General features: G+C 45.4%; 17 protein-coding genes and 1 pseudogene. 5 read left to right on the top strand and 13 right to left on the bottom strand.

All coding sequences use genetic code 11. The features are described 5' to 3' along the window. The first annotated feature begins 146 nt into the window (after positions 1 to 146). The 4 genes from B9J84_RS15790 to B9J84_RS15775 all read left to right on the top strand — a co-directional run bounded on the left by B9J84_RS15790 (position 147) and on the right by B9J84_RS15775 (position 5,163). Positions 147 to 1,172, top strand: a complete 1,026-nt coding sequence (locus B9J84_RS15790) for an ATP-binding protein (RefSeq protein ID WP_047459852.1) — start codon at positions 147 to 149, stop codon at positions 1,170 to 1,172. Continuing rightward, positions 1,172 to 1,870, top strand: a complete 699-nt coding sequence (locus B9J84_RS15785; protein WP_047459673.1) for a response regulator transcription factor — start codon at positions 1,172 to 1,174, stop codon at positions 1,868 to 1,870. Before B9J84_RS15790 ends, B9J84_RS15785 begins: the two co-directional genes overlap by 1 nt. Continuing rightward, on the top strand, positions 1,863 to 3,323 hold the full coding sequence (locus B9J84_RS15780; RefSeq protein WP_047459670.1) for a TrkH family potassium uptake protein: 1,461 nt from the start codon (positions 1,863 to 1,865) through the stop codon (positions 3,321 to 3,323). Before B9J84_RS15785 ends, B9J84_RS15780 begins: the two co-directional genes overlap by 8 nt. Before the next feature lie 355 nt (positions 3,324 to 3,678). Further along, positions 3,679 to 5,163 carry a TrkH family potassium uptake protein gene (locus tag B9J84_RS15775; RefSeq protein ID WP_052193035.1) on the top strand — a complete coding sequence of 495 codons (1,485 nt, stop codon included), beginning with the start codon at positions 3,679 to 3,681 and terminating at the stop codon, positions 5,161 to 5,163. 196 nt (positions 5,164 to 5,359) lie between these two features. On the opposite strand, the gene B9J84_RS15770 is transcribed toward B9J84_RS15775, so the two are convergent. The 13 genes from B9J84_RS15770 to radC all read right to left on the bottom strand — a co-directional run bounded on the left by B9J84_RS15770 (position 5,360) and on the right by radC (position 16,671). Continuing rightward, positions 5,360 to 6,043, bottom strand: a complete 684-nt coding sequence (locus B9J84_RS15770) for a response regulator (protein WP_047459667.1) — start codon at positions 6,041 to 6,043, stop codon at positions 5,360 to 5,362. 14 nt (positions 6,044 to 6,057) lie between these two features. After that, positions 6,058 to 8,733, bottom strand: a complete 2,676-nt coding sequence (locus B9J84_RS15765; protein ID WP_094124534.1) for a sensor histidine kinase KdpD — start codon at positions 8,731 to 8,733, stop codon at positions 6,058 to 6,060. An 82-nt stretch (positions 8,734 to 8,815) separates the two neighbouring features. Continuing rightward, positions 8,816 to 9,454: a potassium-transporting ATPase subunit KdpC gene (gene kdpC / locus B9J84_RS15760; RefSeq protein ID WP_081987314.1), complete on the bottom strand. Its 639-nt coding sequence runs from the start codon at positions 9,452 to 9,454 to the stop codon at positions 8,816 to 8,818. 11 nt (positions 9,455 to 9,465) lie between these two features. After that, positions 9,466 to 11,484 (bottom strand): potassium-transporting ATPase subunit KdpB, encoded by a 2,019-nt coding sequence (gene kdpB / locus B9J84_RS15755; RefSeq protein WP_094124533.1) that lies wholly within the window; start codon positions 11,482 to 11,484, stop codon positions 9,466 to 9,468. Between the two features lie 3 nt (positions 11,485 to 11,487). Beyond that, positions 11,488 to 13,212: a potassium-transporting ATPase subunit KdpA gene (kdpA, locus tag B9J84_RS15750; protein ID WP_047459661.1), complete on the bottom strand. Its 1,725-nt coding sequence runs from the start codon at positions 13,210 to 13,212 to the stop codon at positions 11,488 to 11,490. An 8-nt stretch (positions 13,213 to 13,220) separates the two neighbouring features. Further along, entirely contained in the window at positions 13,221 to 13,292 is a 72-nt protein-coding gene (locus tag B9J84_RS15745; RefSeq protein WP_224654802.1) for a potassium-transporting ATPase subunit F, read from the bottom strand. A 250-nt stretch (positions 13,293 to 13,542) separates the two neighbouring features. Further along, positions 13,543 to 13,770: a hypothetical protein gene (locus B9J84_RS15740; protein ID WP_047459658.1), complete on the bottom strand. Its 228-nt coding sequence runs from the start codon at positions 13,768 to 13,770 to the stop codon at positions 13,543 to 13,545. Positions 13,771 to 13,817: 47 nt separating this feature from the next. Then, positions 13,818 to 14,186: a hypothetical protein gene (locus tag B9J84_RS15735; RefSeq protein ID WP_047459653.1), complete on the bottom strand. Its 369-nt coding sequence runs from the start codon at positions 14,184 to 14,186 to the stop codon at positions 13,818 to 13,820. A gap of 30 nt (positions 14,187 to 14,216) precedes the next feature. Beyond that, a complete protein-coding gene (locus B9J84_RS15730; RefSeq protein ID WP_047459650.1) occupies positions 14,217 to 14,951 on the bottom strand; it encodes a WYL domain-containing protein in 735 nt (244 codons plus the stop codon). Positions 14,952 to 15,089: 138 nt separating this feature from the next. Next, the gene (locus tag B9J84_RS15725; protein ID WP_094124532.1) at positions 15,090 to 15,266 is read right to left on the bottom strand and encodes a hypothetical protein; all 177 of its coding nucleotides are present in this window, start codon (positions 15,264 to 15,266) and stop codon (positions 15,090 to 15,092) included. Positions 15,267 to 15,269: 3 nt separating this feature from the next. After that, complete coding sequence (locus B9J84_RS15720; RefSeq protein WP_094124531.1) at positions 15,270 to 15,713, bottom strand: DUF2787 domain-containing protein; 444 nt, start codon at positions 15,711 to 15,713, stop codon at positions 15,270 to 15,272. 50 nt (positions 15,714 to 15,763) lie between these two features. Then, positions 15,764 to 16,201, bottom strand: a complete 438-nt coding sequence (locus B9J84_RS15715) for a DUF2787 domain-containing protein (RefSeq protein WP_179217581.1) — start codon at positions 16,199 to 16,201, stop codon at positions 15,764 to 15,766. Next, positions 16,198 to 16,671 carry a DNA repair protein RadC gene (gene radC, locus B9J84_RS15710; protein ID WP_094124529.1) on the bottom strand — a complete coding sequence of 158 codons (474 nt, stop codon included), beginning with the start codon at positions 16,669 to 16,671 and terminating at the stop codon, positions 16,198 to 16,200. The genes B9J84_RS15715 and radC overlap by 4 nt, the downstream gene beginning before the upstream one ends. Before the next feature lie 47 nt (positions 16,672 to 16,718). Between radC and B9J84_RS16405 the strand changes: the two are divergent. Next, positions 16,719 to 17,118: pseudogene (locus tag B9J84_RS16405) on the top strand (ATPase); the annotation flags it as partial.

Genomic DNA, 17,118 nt, shown 5'->3' with positions numbered 1-17,118 from the left:
TCGATCGTGGCTTCCTTAGCTCTATGATTTATTTCAATAGTTTTTGATTTTCACTTATCAAATTTTACGCTTTTTTTACGCGAACCTTTGTGACGTATCTGATACAGTCAAACTCACGACTTTTCAATTAAATGATCGGTATGACAATGAGTTGGACGCAAAATCGCTATCTCTTATCTGCGTCGGTGTTCATCATTGCACTCGTCATTTCATTGGGGCTTGAGCATTGGTTAGGCTCAGCCATAGCCGTGCTACTTATACTTCAACTTTCTATTGTTGTGATTGCCCTTCAATGTCACTCACGAATAGCTTATGTGGCTGCGATTGCCGAAGCCATCAGTTTCAACTTCCTTTTTACCACGCCTCGGTATTCGCTTCAGATGTTCCACTTGGATGACATCATCAACTTACTTGTTTTTATTGTGGTTGCCTTTACCACTAGCCAGCTCGCTGAGCGGTATCGACGCCAACAGAATGCGCTAGAACAAGTTCAACTGCGCCACCAAATTTTGCTCTCCGTATCTCATGATTTGAGAACCCCACTCGCGGGGATTATAGGTAATCTCACCACCTTCAAAGAGTATCAGACGCAACTGCAAGCCAAAGAAAAGGATGAACTGCTCGACAGTGCCATCAAAGAAAGCCATCGCTTACACCAATACATAGAGAACCTTTTGCAAGCGACGAAATTGCAGCACGGCGTGGTTCGCATCCAGAAGCAACAAGAATCCATTGTACATATTGTAAAAAGCGTCATTGGCCGTTTCTCTTCATCCACCACAAGTATTGAGGTTGTCGTCAATGGGGCGGTTTCATCGGTTGATGTCAGTCGGGCTTTGCTAGAGCAGGCGTTATTTAATGTCTTAGACAATGCGCTGCGCTATTCCCCCAAAGATAAACAGGTCAGTGTGACAATTTATCAGAGTCAGCAGAATGTGGTGATTGATGTTTACAATCAAGGCCAATCACTGCAACCCGATGAAGCAGAACGAATGTTCGAGCTGTTTTATTCAGGCAAGGAAAAAAGAAGTGACGATTCTGGCTCTGGCCTTGGGTTGAGTGTGGCAAAAGGCGTGGTCTCAGCCCATCAAGGCCATATCGAATGTGTAGAAGTACAACAAGGTTGTTTGATTCGGATTTCGCTGCCAAGCAGTCAACAAGGAGAGCAGTAGTGAACTACAAAATACTGGTGGTGGATGATGAGCCTCAAATCCAAACTTTTATGCGCATTTCTTTGGCGGCTGAAGGCTTTAATTACGTGGGAGCAGACTCGTTAGCCACGGCAAAAGTGCAATTTGAGCGTGTTCAGCCGCATGTTGTGGTGCTCGACTTAGGGTTGCCTGATGGCGATGGTATCGAGTTCTTATCGATGATCCGTCAATCCAGTAAAACACCCGTGCTCATACTGACCGCCCGCGATCAGGAAGAAGAGAAGATCCGCTTGCTTGAAGCGGGGGCTAACGACTACCTCAGTAAGCCGTTTGGCATTAAAGAACTCATTGTACGGATCAAGGTACTGCTGAGAGACTTGGTCAGCGAGCATTTCAGCGAAGATATCTTGGGTTTTGGTGCACTCAAGCTACAAAAAAGTACCCATCAATGCTGGCTTTTTGGTACAGAAGTGATTCTGACCAAAAAGGAGTTTGCGTTTCTTGAAATGCTCATGATTACACCTGGGCAACTTGTGAAGCAAGCAGACTTGTTGAGAGAAGTGTGGGGCGAAAGTCATACTGACGATACCCATTACCTGCGCGTACTGGTTAGCCAGTTGCGCAAAAAACTCAACGACAGTGCAGACGAACAACAGCTCATTAAAACCGAATCAGGGATCGGCTACCGTTTAGGCTTGATGGAGCCTCCTCGTGATTAATATCAAGAATACACTTCGATTATTAGTCATGCCTATGCTTTGGATGGGGATTGTACAAGGCACGTTTGGCCTGTTATCTCTGTTTGTATTTCAAGATCGTATATCCAGTGACTTTTTCTCCCCTTCGGTCGTGATGATAGTCAGCGCCTTTTTATTGTCCGTTTTATTGCGAAAAAGTGAACTGCATAAAGTCACCTTTCGAGATGCGTTAATGTTTGCCAGTTTAACCTGGGTCTTAACGGGTTTTTTAGGGGCGCTACCGATTCATTTAGTTACTCAGGTGAGCATGACAGATGCGGTATTTGAGTCTATCAGCGCCTTAACGACGACGGGAGCAACAGTTTTGACGGGATTAGATGAGATGCCGAAGTCTTTTCTGCTGTATCGCCAATTTCTTCAGTGGATGGGCGGGCTGGGTGTGGTGATTTTTGTCGTTGCGGTGTTGCCTATGCTCAATGTTGGTGGAATGCGGCTGCTTAAGGCCGAAACACCAGGCCCAATCAAGGATGATAAGTTATCACCACGTATTTCTAAATCCGCCCATTATCTTTGGGGCGTGTATCTTTCGATTACCTTAGCGTGTGCGCTGGCTTATTATCTTGCTGGGATGTCGGCCTACGATGCCATAGCGCACAGTTTTACCACAGTTTCAACGGGCGGTTTCTCGACGCATGATGCCAGTATGTGGCATTTTGAAAGTCACCTTATCCTTATGCTATCCAATATTTTCATGATGTTGGGCGCGATCAGTTTTGGTCTTCATTTTCGTGTGTTTCGAAATGGCTTTGCAGGGCTGCGTCTTTATGCCTCTGATGAAGAGTCGAGAGTGTTTATCCTTACCGCGATAGCGCTCTCCTTTGTTTTGGGCTGGTACATTTTTAGCCATTCTGCCTACGACGATTTTCTTACCTCACTGAGTTTTGCCATGTTCAGCGTCGTCTCATTTATGACCAGTACAGGATTTGGGGCAGCGGATTTGGGCAGTTGGCCTGCGGCAAGCGCGCTCTTTTTGGTGTTTTGTGCCTATCTTGGTGGTTGCTCAGGTTCAACCGCAGGGGGCAATAAATTTGTGCGCGATATCATCACGTTTAAAGTGATTCGACGAGAAATTCGTCAGCTTACCCATCCCAGAGCCATTTTGCCGATCCGTTATCAAGGGCGTGTTGTAACCTCTGATGTCACCAATGCTGTGATGGCTTTTATGTCTCTGGCAGCGCTGACCACCGTGGTGTTCACTTTGCTGATGATGGCAACAGGACTAGACTTTTGGTCGTCCTTTACCGCAGTGGTAGCGTGTATCAATGTGCTTGGACCTGGTTTTGGCGTGGTAGCAAGCAATTTTCAACCGGTTTCTGATACAGGCATCTGGATATTAAATCTGGCAATGATCCTTGGCCGACTGGAATACTTCACGGTGTTAGCCATGTTATTGCCATACTTTTGGAAAAAATAGTAAAGGTATTGTCGAGTACATTCGATGGTCATTTGGTGCGGGTGTTTTGTCCCTACACCTAGCTAGATTTATTTGTTCCATTACAACACTGAAGAATGAAGACGTATGAAGCTTCACAACGCATAATCCTGTCTCTGTTTTTCGTGAATTTTTTTACGCTTTTTTTACGCGCTTCAGTTCTGCCACTTTGATAATGTAGGCGCTAAAACGTGCTCTGAAGACTGGTTATCATGTCCCCAATTCCAAGCCTTGTTCCACCCACTCGTTCCGAATCGTCGATGAGCGGAGCTACTCATCTCCATCCTGTTGCCTTAGGTTTATACAGTAAATTGCCAATCAGATGGAGACGTCGAGCATGATGTTTAATGTTTCCTCAAGAGTCCAAGCCAGCTCCCGTTTCACAACGATTATTCACCTATGTAGCTTCTTAATTATCATTTACAGCTTTACCATGCTGGTTCCAATCGTGGTCGCGCTGCTCAATCGTGATGGTTACATTACGGCATTCCTTCTTACTTTTTTACTTTCTCTTTCGATTGGAATCGTTGGCTGGAAGTCAACCAAAGGTGAAGACAAATACCTACAAAAGCGCGACGGCTTTATGGTTGCATGTTTATTCTGGCTAATCTTCTCGGCGATGAGTGCACTGCCTTTCATTTTAGATAGCCGCTTGAATATGACATTGACGGATGCAGTGTTTGAAGGCGTCTCCGGCATTACTACAACTGGAGCTTCGGTTTTTTCCAATATAGATACACTACCTAAATCGATTTTGTTTTACCGAGCTCAACTGAACTTTTTAGGCGGGTTGGGGATCATTGTTTTAGCTGTCGCGATCATGCCATTTTTAGGAATTGGTGGTGCCAAGCTCTATCAGTCTGAAATGCCTGGACCGATGAAAGAAGAGAAGATGACGCCTCGACTTGCGGATACGGCGCGAAACCTATGGGGCTTGTATTCCGCACTTGCGCTTGCTTGTGCTCTATCGTTTAAAGCTGCGGGGATGAATTGGTTTGATGCTATCTGTCATAGCTTATCAACCGTTTCATTAGGCGGATTTTCTACTCACGGCGATAGCTTAGGTTTCTACAATAGTGCGGCGGTTGAGCTGGTTGCCGGCGTATTTTCTATCCTCGCCGCTATCAACTTTGCCCTCTATTACGTAGCGCTAGTGAGAAGGAGTGTGCGCCCCATTCTTCAGAATGCGGAATTTCGCTTTTTCATCTTTATCCTCTCTTGCATCGTTGGGGTTGCCTGTCTTGAATTGTATCGAACGCAGACTTTTGGCTTGCAGGATTCACTGGTTCACGGTTTTTTTCAAACGGTATCTGTGATGACAGACAACGGGCTGGGGGCTGGAGGCTATCCGAGTTGGCCGAACCATGTTGTGTTGCTGCTTTTAGGTGCGAGCTTTTTTGGTGGATGTTTTGGCTCCACCTGTGGCGGTATTAAAGCCGTTCGTTTTCTCTTGCTTTATAAACAAAGCAGCAGAGAGATTAATAGTCTCATTCATCCGAATGCCATTTTAACCACGAAAGTAAACGGACAGAGCGTATCCGATCGTGTGATTCGCTCAGTATGGGGATTGTTTTTCCTTTATATCTTTTTCACCTGTGTTTTCATCTGGGGATTGGTGGCGATAGGGCATGATATTGTTACGGCGTTTGGTACTGTGGCGGCATGTATAAACAATATGGGGATTGGATACGGTGAGACTGCCTCAGGATTTGGCACACTAAAACCGGAAGGTAAGTGGTTAATGTGCGTTGCCATGTTATTTGGTCGCTTAGAAATTTTTCCAATATTGATTATTTTTTCGCGTGCCTTCTGGCGTTTTTGAACACCGCGATATTGAGGGGTTCTGTATGATTCATTGCTGGCGAGTTATCAGAAGAACGTATTGGATAAAGTTCAAATGTCCAAAAGGGCTGCACTACAACCCAGATGGAAGCGCCAAGTATTGCCCTTATTGTGGCCAGAAAATAGGCTTGAAAGAGTAAAGGACTTCATAAAGCTATGGTCCGTTAATAAAGTGGCTAAGACTTGTCCGCAATGTTCAATCGATAGCCCACTCCAGATTCAGTTCTTATGTAGGTTGGCTCTGAAGGTGAATCCCCAATTTTCTGCCGTAAGTGACTGATCACAATGCGTAAATAATGTGTATCCGACGTATGGTTGTTGCCCCATATCTCTTTTAGAAGTTGGGTTTGCGTAATGACTCGATTTGGAGAAGCTGCGAGTTTTGAAAGTACAGCGTATTCTTTGGGTGTTAGTTCAACGAGCTGATGATTTATAGAGATGACTCGTCTTGCTAAGTCGATCGTTAAATGCCCATCTGTAACAATTGGGCTTTGCTCCGGTGTGGAATGGTCCCTGAAGCATGCTCGAATTCTTGCCAGGAGTTCCATGACACTAAAAGGTTTTGTTACATAGTCTTGAGCTCCGGAATCGAGAGCCAGTACTTTTTCCTGATCTTTATTTCTAACTGAAAGCACGATGACAGGGATAGAACTCCATTGTCTCAGTTCTTTGAGCACATCATGACCTTCCATATCGGGAAGGCCAAGATCAAGAATGATTAAATCAGGTTGTTGTCTGACTGCTACGGCTAAACCAGTTTCCCCATTTTCCGCCTCATGTATTGTGTAACCTTCACTTGAGAGTGCGATTCGTAGCATTCGACGTATCTGGGGTTCGTCATCAATAACAAGAATTTGCATAATCAATAATATCTTTAATGTTTGCTTAGTGCTTTATATTCAAGCGGTAACGATACTTCAAATCGAGTTCCTATTCCATTACTACCTTCCATCGCTCGTATTTTTCCTCCTTTTTCTCTGATCATGCCTTTGCAAATGGCTAGCCCCATACCCGTGTTATTTTTTTTCTTGTCGCCATCTGACACGACATAAAACATGTTGAAAATCTGTTCTTGCTGATCTTTTGGAATCCCTGGCCCTCTATCTTCAATCGCGATCATGCATTGGCTTTCATCTGCTTTTAATGTGACAGAGATAGGTTCCAATTCCGGAGAATAGCGTACCGCGTTTTCCAGAATATTAAATAATGCTTGTTCTATAAGCGCGGCATGAACAAAAAGTATTGGTGGTTCGCTTTGATGGGTATAAACAAGATTCACGGATGGGAAGTAGCGTCTTATCCGGTGAATAACACTGCTAATGATATCTTCAGACGATACCCAGTCTCTTTCAATCTTAAGTTTCCCATGACCCAATTTAGTCATATCCAAAAGGTTCTGGATATAACTATCTAAACGATGGCTTTCTTGCAAAATCGTGTCCAACAGTTCAAACCTGTCATGTTCACTCAATCGATCGTTCAGATCCCTTAAGCTCTCTGCGGCCCCCATCATGGCAGATAACGGAGACTTCAGATCGTGGGATACAGACGATAATAACGCCGAGCGAATCTGTTCAACCTCTGTTTTTACACGAGCACTTTCTAGATCGGACACTAAGCGGATTCGCTGCCAAGTATTAATAGCTTGTTGCAGCATAGTGTTTAATAACTCTCGCTCGTAGAGGTTGAATTCCATGCGAGTGTCTTCCCAGTATATGACCACAGTCCCTATCGTGGTTTCACCATCCGATATAGGGACGACAGACACTTGGGCTGCATTGAGAGTGTCCGTGAATTGCCCCGCCATTTTGTTGTGCTGAAAGGTCCAATCTATCGCAGCTATTTCATTGTGTTTGAGTGGTAAGTCGATAGGAGGAAAATACTGATATCGATGCTCTTTGCTGCGCAATACGATATGTGCTCTCACGGAAAGGGAGCGAGCAATGTGTTGACTAAGTGACCGCCAAAGTGCGTTCTCATCGTCTGCGACAGATAGCGCTTGAGCCAGTTCTTTTAATGCGTCTGTGTAACGATTCGATTCTTTAAGCAAGATGAACTGATCACGTACACGTGAGGCTACTGGGCCACAGATAAAACTAACAACGATCAAGAAAATGAGTGTGAAAATGTCATCGTTGCTATTCACTTTGAAGGAATAATAGGGATCAGTCAGGAAGAAGTTGAAACTCATGAATGATGCAATTGAAGTCACAATAGCTGGTCTTGCACCATGTTTTAGCCCTACAGCTAATACGCCGAATACGAACAGAAGTACCAGATTGCCACTATTCAAGAGATTCTGTGCAGGTATAGAGATCAAAGTCGCCAATGAAGTAGCCAAAAATCCTAGGCTATATCCTTTTTTGTCGCCAAAAGGCGATCGAATAGAGAGACTCTCTATTACCTGAGGCGCTGCGCTGGGTTCTCTGAATACAGAAACCTCTACCGGTAGTCCAGATTCCACTAATCGCTGATAAAGCCTTTTTTTCTTCCAACCAAGTTGAAATGAGCGTGCTGCACCATAACCAAGTAGGACAGTATTAAATTTGTTTTCAGAAAGGAACTCGACAACGGCGCGATAGGTACTAGGGCTTCTTAACACTTCAAAATTCGCGCCTAGCTCGTTTGTCGTGCTAGTAATCGCATTGAGCCAATGGCGTTGCTTAACGGTGAGAGGCCGCCCGTGATCGACCCATAGTACGGTCCACGGTACTTGGCGACGTTCAGCAATTTGGCGTGCCATCCTGATCAGGTAACGATGATCACTATTCGTGCTCACCAATACCAGCAGCTTGTCCTTGATGACGTAATCGACTCTTTCCGCTTTAGATTCGAGTTCGTTCGTTAAATTGTAATCAACTTGCTCAATGGCTTTTTTCATTGCGAGCTCACGTAGAGCGGCAAGATTGGAAAGAGAAAAAAAGGAGTCCAGAGCTAAACGTGCATACTCTGGTAGGTAAACTTTACCTTGTTGCAGTCGCGAGACAAGATCGACAGGGGACAAATCAATGAAACGTATATCGTAAACATCATCAACAAAATAATCGGGCACGGTCTCTCTTACTTTAACGCCTGTAATTTGCCTAACCAGATCATTGAGGCTATCCAAGTGTTGAATATTAACTGTGGTATAAACATCTATTCCAGCAGATAACAAATCTTCAATGTCTTGGTAGCGTCGTTTGTGTCTGCTGCCTGGCACGTTGGTGTGCGCCAACTCATCAACCAAGATAAGTTCGGGTTTTCGCTCTAGCGCGAGGTCAAGATCAAACTCATCAAGTTTGTTTCCATTGTAAAGAATGGCACGACGAGGTAGGACTTCCAGCTCATCCAGCATTTGCTGTGTATCTTCTCTGCCGTGAGTTTCTGCATAGCCGACGACCACATCAATACCTTGCTGAAGCCTTTCTTTTGCGGCATTTAGCATGGCATATGTCTTACCGACACCAGGGGCCGCACCAAGAAAAATGGTGAGTTTCCCTTTTTCATCTCGCTTAACTTTATTCAGTAATGCATTGGCTTGTTGTGTGCGAGGTGAGTCATCGACCATGTTTAGCTCCTTAAAAAGCATCCATCGAGCCGATGGATGCATTGGTTTCTTCTTGTTCTTCTGATACAAAGACTTTGAAGTATTAATTTTTCTGTAACTTATCTAACGCTAGGTTGAGTTTGAGAACATTTACTCGTTTTTGGCCCAATATCCCCCACTGAGGCATCTCAATATGCTCTGTGATCAGGGACTTGATTTGAGTTTCACTGAGGTTTCTTACGCGAGCAATGCGTGGTGCTTGTAGCAATGCGGCATCTGGCGATATGTGAGGATCTAACCCTGCACCCGATGCCGACAGTAAATCGACGGGAATCGTATTCGCTTTCGTTCCTTCCTGTTCCTGAATTATGAGGCTGCGTTGTTCAACCACGGCTCGTAATTCTGGGTTTGACGGTGCAAGGTTGCTTCCTCCGGTTGCCATTGGATCATAATTAGCCGCACTTGGACGGCCGTGGAAATAGTTAGGGCTAACAAAAGATTGCCCTACCCATTCCGACCCCAAATTACGGCCATTCTCCTGTACTAAGCTTCCTGTTGCTTGGTGCGGAAAAATCCACTCTCCCAATTGCGTCACCAGGCCTGTATAAAGTCCTCCACACAGCAGCATTAATACGATACCAGCACGAACCGCCACAAGTAAATTTTGGCTGGCTCCTCTGGAATCTAATGGAAAGGTCGCTGTGCGAAAATCCGTATTATTAACTATTGAATCTCTATTCATCACTTTTACTCCTAAATGACTAAACTGATAAGCAAATCAAAAAGCTTAATCATCGCAAATGGAAAGATGACGCCACCTAAGCCATAAATCATCATATTGTTTTTGAGCAACTTCTCTGAGCTCACGGTGCGTATCGCGACACCTTTTAAAGCTAACGGAATTAACGCTGGGATAATCAAAGCATTGAAGATCAAAGCGGATAACACTGCAGTTTCAGGACTATTCAGGTTCATAAAATTGAGCGACGCCATCGCGGGAATGGAACCAACAAAAATCGCAGGAAGAATCGCGAAATATTTGGAGAAATCGTTCGCGAGAGAGAAGGTGGTCAATGCCCCTCGTGTAATGAGAAGTTGTTTACCTATTTCGACTACAGCCAGCAGCTTAGCAGGGTCTGAGTCTAAGTCGACCATGTTGCCTGCTTCTTTGGCTGCCTGTGTCCCTGAATTCATCGCAAGGCCTATATCAGCTTGTGCTAGGGCTGGAGCGTCATTAGTACCATCACCAACCATAGCGACTAAGCGCCCTTTACTTTGTTCGCGACGAATCAAGGCTAATTTGTCTTCTGGCTTTGCTTCTGCAATGAAGTCATCTACGCCAGCTTCTGCTGCTATCACACCAGCCGTTGTCGGGTTGTCTCCCGTGACCATGACGGTACGAACGCCTAGGGCACGTAAACGGGAGAATCGTTCGGCTACACCAGGTTTGATTACATCAGAGAGAGCGATAACCCCTAGAACTTGTTTGTCTGTCGCTACGACTAAGGGCGTGCCACCTTTTTGAGCTACAGACATGACGAGAGCGTCAATATCATCAGGCCAACGAATATTCTTCGAAGAAGCCCATACTTTTACCGCATCACTTGCGCCTTTGATCTTTGTTTCTCCGCTTTTTAGTTGCAAACCTGAAACTCGGGTCTTTGGCGAAAAGGGAAGAAACTCTGCATCAGGCATCGAGATGTCGAAAGAATATCCTTGCATTTTAGCTAGCAACAGCACGGATTTACCTTCAGGCGTTGGGTCCTCTAAGGATGACAGTACCGCAGCTTCGATAAGCGCTGAGTCGTTACTATCCTGTGAAGTAAGAAAGGCTGTTGCTTGGCGATCACCGAATGTTATTGTGCCAGTTTTATCTAGTAATAAAGTATCAATGTCACCTGCTATCTCAACGGCTTTTCCTGATTTCGCCACGACATTTGCTTTCAGCGCTCGATTCATCCCGGCTATCCCAATCGCAGGTAAAAGCCCACCAATAGTCGTAGGGATAAGGCAGACTAGCAGCGCAATCAACATCATTGTATTGAGTTGCCCACCAACGAAGTTTGCCATTGGTGGAAGTGTCATCACGATAATGAGGAATACGGCAGTTAAGGCTGATAGCAAAACGGTTAATGCAAGCTCATTAGGTGTTTTCTGACGTTGAGCACCCTCAACCAATCCAATCATACGATCCAGAAAACTGTTGCCAGGGTCGTTTGCAACTGCCAACTCAATCATTCCTGTTAATACTTTAGTACCGCCAATTACTCCAGAATGATCGGTTCCGGCTTCACGTAAGACAGGTGCAGATTCCCCTGTAACAGCGGATTCATTTACCGTGGCGACACCGCGAATAATTTCGCCATCTGTGGGGATGTATTCTCCCTCTAGGACTCGCACGGTATCGCCTTTCCTCAGATCTTCAGCGTTGACCCATTCTTCCTTATCTCCACGAAGTCTTCGGCCTTGAAGTGATTGCTTGGCTGCTCTTAAACTGGATGCTTGCCCTCTGCTTTTAGCTTCTGCAATTGCTTCCGCAAAGTTGGCAAACCAAACCGTAGAAAAGAGAATCGCTGTCATTGCCAACTCAATTCCAAATGATTTGCCAGTCATTGCACTTTGTAAGGTAATCGCAATACTCAGAAGTGTGCCTACCCAAACCACAAACATAACCGGATTAGCCGCCATTTTTTTTGGAGAGAGCTTTTTAAAAGCATCCCAACCAGCATCTCGAAAATGAACGTTATCCATTGATAGAGAATGATGTTTCATGGCTTAGTACTCCATAGCTTGAACAGAGAGTTGTAATGCTTCACCAACAGGCCCAATAATGGCCGCTGGTAGGAATGACAGTACGTTGATGATCAAGATCACCACGATCAAGGTAATGCAAAAGACAGGGCTTGCGAGTTTGATGCTGCTAGCACTTTGGGGGCTCACACGTTTACTCGCCATTAAGCCTGATACCGCTAATGGCAGAACCAAAGGTAAATATCTCCCCAGTAGTAAAACGATGACACAGGTGAGGTTCCACCATATGGAGTTATCACTCAACCCTTCAAAGCCTGAACCGTTATTGGCAAATGCCGAGGTGTATTCATAAAAGACCTGTGAGACACCATGGAAGCCAGGGTTGCTATTACCTGTTAAAGAAGGGAAAGCAACGGTGACTGCGGTAAACCCAAGAATGACGATAGTAGGTAGTACTATCAGGCTGGCAAGAAGCGTAATTTCCTTTGTTTCAATTTTTCGGCCAAAGATTTCGGGGGTACGTCCTATCATGAGACCAGAGAGAAAAACGGCCAGCCATACATAAACAATGAAGTTAACAAAACCACATCCAATCCCTCCCCATATTGCATTTATTAACATGCCGGAACGTGTTAAAAGTCCACCAAGAGGGTTAAAGGAATCGTGCATGGCATTCACTGAGCCGTTAGACGTCTGAGTCGTGAGTGTTCCCCATAGTGCTGATAACTCGGGACCAAACCGAACCTCTTTTCCTTCCATATTTGGACCAACAGCGCTGAGGTTATCAAAGGCTGCATTCGGTTGAAGTTCACTATAGACAGTGCCAGCGATAAATGAAACGCTTAGAATTCCCATGGCAATGAATGACATTCTGGAGAATGATTTCTGTCTTAGTATCCCTCCAGCCATGAACACAACTGCAATCGGTACGAGCACTAAGGCTATGGTTTCGATGGCGTTACTAACAGGTGTTGGATTCTCTAGAGGGTTGCTGCTGTTCGGGCCGTACCAACCGCCGCCATTTGTACCGAGCTGCTTGATGGCGACCATTGGAGCAACAGGCCCAATAGGAATAGATTGCGACATAACGTCAGAAGTTTGATCTAACGTGCTGACCTGTTGGGCACCTTGGAAACTGCTAGGAACTCCTTGCCAAGTCAATAACAACGCAACGATAGCCGCCAGTGGTAAAAGAACACGTACGACACCGCGAACCATATCAACGTAAAAATTCCCTAAGTTTCTGGTTTCTCCTTCTTGAGCACTATCATGGTTCAATCCTCCACGCATTCCTCGTAATACGGCAACGCATACCGCCAGCGCCATTGCTGGTGTGATGAACTGTAGGGCGACAATGACAAATCCTTGCGAGAGATAACTGAGTTGAGCTTGTCCTGAGTAGTGTTGTTGGTTGGTATTGGTGAGAAAAGACACGGCGGTGTGCAGTGCCAGATCCCAGGACAAAGGCCCAATTTGATCGGGATTAAATGGCAAGATATGTTGGAATTTTAAAAGGCCAAATGCGATTAATCCGAGTACTAAATTTGTCAATAAAAACGCTTTGCCGTAGGCTTTCCAATCCATACCTAGTTGATGGCGTACGCCAATTAACTTGTACAGGCCATTTTCGAACGTACCAAAAATTTTATCACTGAAATGCGAGGTTGTAGAAAAGACTCCCGTCATATATGTGCCTAACGGAATCGCTAGTAGCACGGACAGTGAACAGATGATAATGATGTCTAACATGAGCTCTCCTAAAATTCTTCCGGCTTAAAAACAGCCCACATGAGGTAGACCAGTAATGCGGTCCCGAGTATGAGTAACATGACGTACATGTTGAGTTACCTGAGGTTGTGAAACACGGGAACAGTGTAGAAAAGAAGAGCGTAAATTCTCTAGATGAAGAAAATGAAAAGCCGTAAATTTATCGTAAATTTAGGATTGATAGGTTCATAAAACGTAGAGGTTGTAAGTTAGGATTCTTATGGGAATATTTCATTTACGTATGTGTTAAGACAAAAAAAGAATGGGGAGCGTGATTGCTCCCCATTGTCATTTTTACCACTGCTGGTGGCATTACTTTTCTTTGATGGCTTCACAGCCTTCAGGAACGGTGATGCTCGCTACGTCTTTACCTGCCTGTTGTGCCGCTTTCACATCCATTTTGTATTGAGTGCATTTGCCTACACTGGTATTTACGGCTCCCGAATCTGCGGATGGGTTACCGCCCAGCGTTCCACCAGCAAAGGCGGAAGAGGCAGAGAAAGCTAACGCTGCTGTGATGAGTAGAAATGACTTGTTCATAGTTGATCCTTACGAGTTGGTTTAGTGTGTTATTTGGGAATTGAAAGTTAGAAGGTGTAGACAAAGGTGCCAGCACTGGAGGTGACTTCAATTTCTTTCACGCTCTCCACGGTGCAGTTGTTGCTGTATCCGGTGTAGGTTTGGCCGAACTTTAACGAAACGTTTCTTGATAGCTCTGAGGTTGTGCCTGCGGGTAATCGGCAGTTGCCACGGTTAATCACTACATCGCTTATCACGGTGTTGTCGGTGATGGCTTGCAGGTCAAAGACCAATGTTCCCCAGTGAGGATTAGTTGATATCGACACTTCGATATCTGCCGTTGCTGCTTGAGTCTCTTCTTGGTCGCCACAAGCGGTGAGCCCGATAAACAGGATGGTCATGGCGGCGTATCGGAGTAGGGTGTTGGTTAATGTCATAACGGTGCTCTCCTTATCGGTGAGTGAAATTCAGGATGCACTGACTCCATCGTGTTCACGCATGAACCGCTCAAGATTGAAATCAGTCGGATAGGTAAAAGAAAACGTCGATACACTGGCCTCATCAATCAAGGGCAAGGCGAGGGTGCGTATCGTGTGTTGGCCGGATAATCGAAAGAGCAGCAAGAGCGCGTCACACTGAACCGAGAGTCCCAGTGGCTCAATGAGCGCCTTCTCTTGCTGCAATACTTGGCTAGATATCTTGAGCATACGGTTGTGCAGTAATGCCGTGTGTATCGCATTCAACACTTGCCGTTGCTCGTCACTCCACTCGCGAATCGTGGGCAATGTCACATGTACTTTGGCTAACCATGCTTGCTCTTTTGAATGTGCTGAACCCTTGTGTGGCAAGGGTTTGTCTCTCTCCGAAGAGCACCCTTGTCCATAATTCAGTGCATGAGGAACCAGCGGCAGTAAGTACTTGTTGGTCAGTTGCCAATAGAGCATTTCCTGTTTGTTGAGCTTCAGTAATTGCTCTGAGGTTTTCCGATAAACATGGGGCATGCTCATCGAATCACACTCCACGTTAAACACTTCCACAATGATGTCATCGAGGTAGCGTTTAATGCTGCGAGTGGTGCGGTGGATATCGAGTAGGGCTAATTGCTGCTGCAACTCCCTAACGGTGATCCATCGATGTTGAGGAATAAGCATCAGCGTGTGCAGCAAAGCGGATAACCCTTCAATGCTGGTTTTATTGCTCATGACTACGCTCTCAATACATCAAAGCTCCACACCGGAGTCGGACATTTAATGTCGGGAGAATAGAGGTGGGTCAGACACATAATGTCCAACGGTGAAAACAGCATCAATCGGCATCAACAAAGCGTGAGCCGATTAACATTAACGAGGCTTATGCTTATCACTGAGCTCGGCAATGGCTGCCAGTAACCCAATCAGTAGCACCACCAGAAACCCTAAGCTGGATAGGGTTCCAATGGCACCGAAAAACGGGGAAAGGGAGAACAGTGTGATGAGGGCAGTGACAAGTTTGATGGTTTGTAGAAGAAGGGAAGTCATGAGTTATTGCGGGGTGACGGCTATCTCGTTGTAAGCGTCCATATCGACATAGGCCAGAAAGTTATTCTCCCATAGCCGATACAGCTCTTTGGCATCACGGCTACCTTGCATTGGTAGCCAGCCACGATAGGCCACAAAGAACTGCCCAACCCGAAAATCAAAATCCAAGTTGCGCTCTAGCTCTGGATAGTAGTTGCCCATATAAGCAAAGTCGGTGATGTACTCAATGCTCCATTCCCCTGTTGAGGTTTGGCAAATCGCCATCTCAACCGGATGGAAGCCGCCTTCATCCGCGCTGTAACTTTTATCGCGAAAATTAAACACCAGATAACGGCTGGTGGTCAGTGCTTCATTACTCAGCATCTGAGCGGTGAGTTGCTTACTTAGCAGCTTGTGCAGTTTCTTTGATACAGGTAGTAATGATGCTGTGAAGTTTAATTTGGACATAGTGAGTCCTCCTTGTTTCAGGATTCAAATAAGAAATAACAGAGTGAGAATTATTGGAATGTGCCGACCATCGTCAGTTGCATGTCATCAAAGACGTTTCTGGATAGATGGCGAGCAAAGGCTTTCATCCAAACCGAGAGCAGCTCTTGTACCTCTGGGTGGGATAAATCCGTGCTCCCCACATCGGGTTGATAGCACCAACGGTTAGCCAGATGAAAGTACAACTCAGGCTCAACGGTTGTGCTGTTGTCATCGGGATAAGAGAAGCTGGCAAAGAACACCACCAGCCAAGGGCTTGAGGCTGACTCACGTTTAAGCTGCACCTCAATGGGGTGCAAACCTTGTCGATGTCGGTAGTAACTCATTTGGCGGCAGTTCAATACGAGCCGTTCAGCGTTCTCTGGGAGAGTGTGCCGATTAAGAAGTGCTTCCAGTGACGTATGTAAAGCGTCATCAATAGAAAGCTCACCGTAGTGTTGCTCAATCATAACCATCCCCTTTCAGCAAATGAGGTGCAGGTATCGCCTGTCACGATATGGTCAAGTACGCGAACATCCACCAGCGTAAGAGCGTCTTTGAGTCTTTCGGTAATGCGCCTATCAGCTTGAGAGGGCGTAGAATCACCCGATGGATGGTTATGGGCAAATATCACCGCTGCGGCATTGATTTCCAACACCGCTTTCACCACTTCTCGCGGGTAGACGCTGGCCGCATCCACCGTTCCTTGAAACAGCTCTTTAAACTCAATCAATCGGTTTTGGTTATCCAGTAGCAATAAGGCAAACACTTCACGCTCATAGCAACCTAGCTTACAGCGTACATATTCTTTGGTGGCATCAGGGTTGATTAGAGCATCACCACGCACGTAGCGCGTAGCCAGTATCTCAGCCGCATGCTCTAGGATTTCATTTTCCTGATAGCGTTGCTGCTTTTGGTAATCGGAAGTTTTGGGATTCATTTCAGGCTCCTGTCGGAATCAATGGTGGGATTTCACATTGATGACATATGCCTGAAGATTTTTGGGTTGAGGTCGGTGATTGTTGTGTGAATCATTTTACACTGGGTAAGGTACTGGAACTGGAAACACTAGATAAAAGTAGGATTCGTGTGAGTCTGAACACTTTAATCTTTATGGATGAAGGCTACCATTTCATGTACAATTTGAACGCTTATACACCAATTTATGACCGAATTTTCATGGCTAGTTCTACTCAAATTAAAGCATTGATGCAATCGCATATAGACAAAGATGACGACAGATTTTTATCTGTCGCGCTTCAGGTTGCGGCGCACGAAGCTAGAAATGGACATGATAAGTTCGCACAAGAGCTTAAGTTATTAGTTGAAAAAGCAAAGAAAAATAGTGCAAAAAATTTACCGGTGTCCATTGCAAGCAGTGTGAAGG

Source organism: Vibrio sp. V03_P4A6T147, assembly GCF_002241085.1.
GTDB classification, from domain to species: Bacteria; Pseudomonadota; Gammaproteobacteria; order Enterobacterales; family Vibrionaceae; genus Vibrio; species Vibrio anguillarum.
Note: the sequence above shows the minus strand (reverse complement) of the source record. Positions and strands in the feature narration are given on the sequence as shown.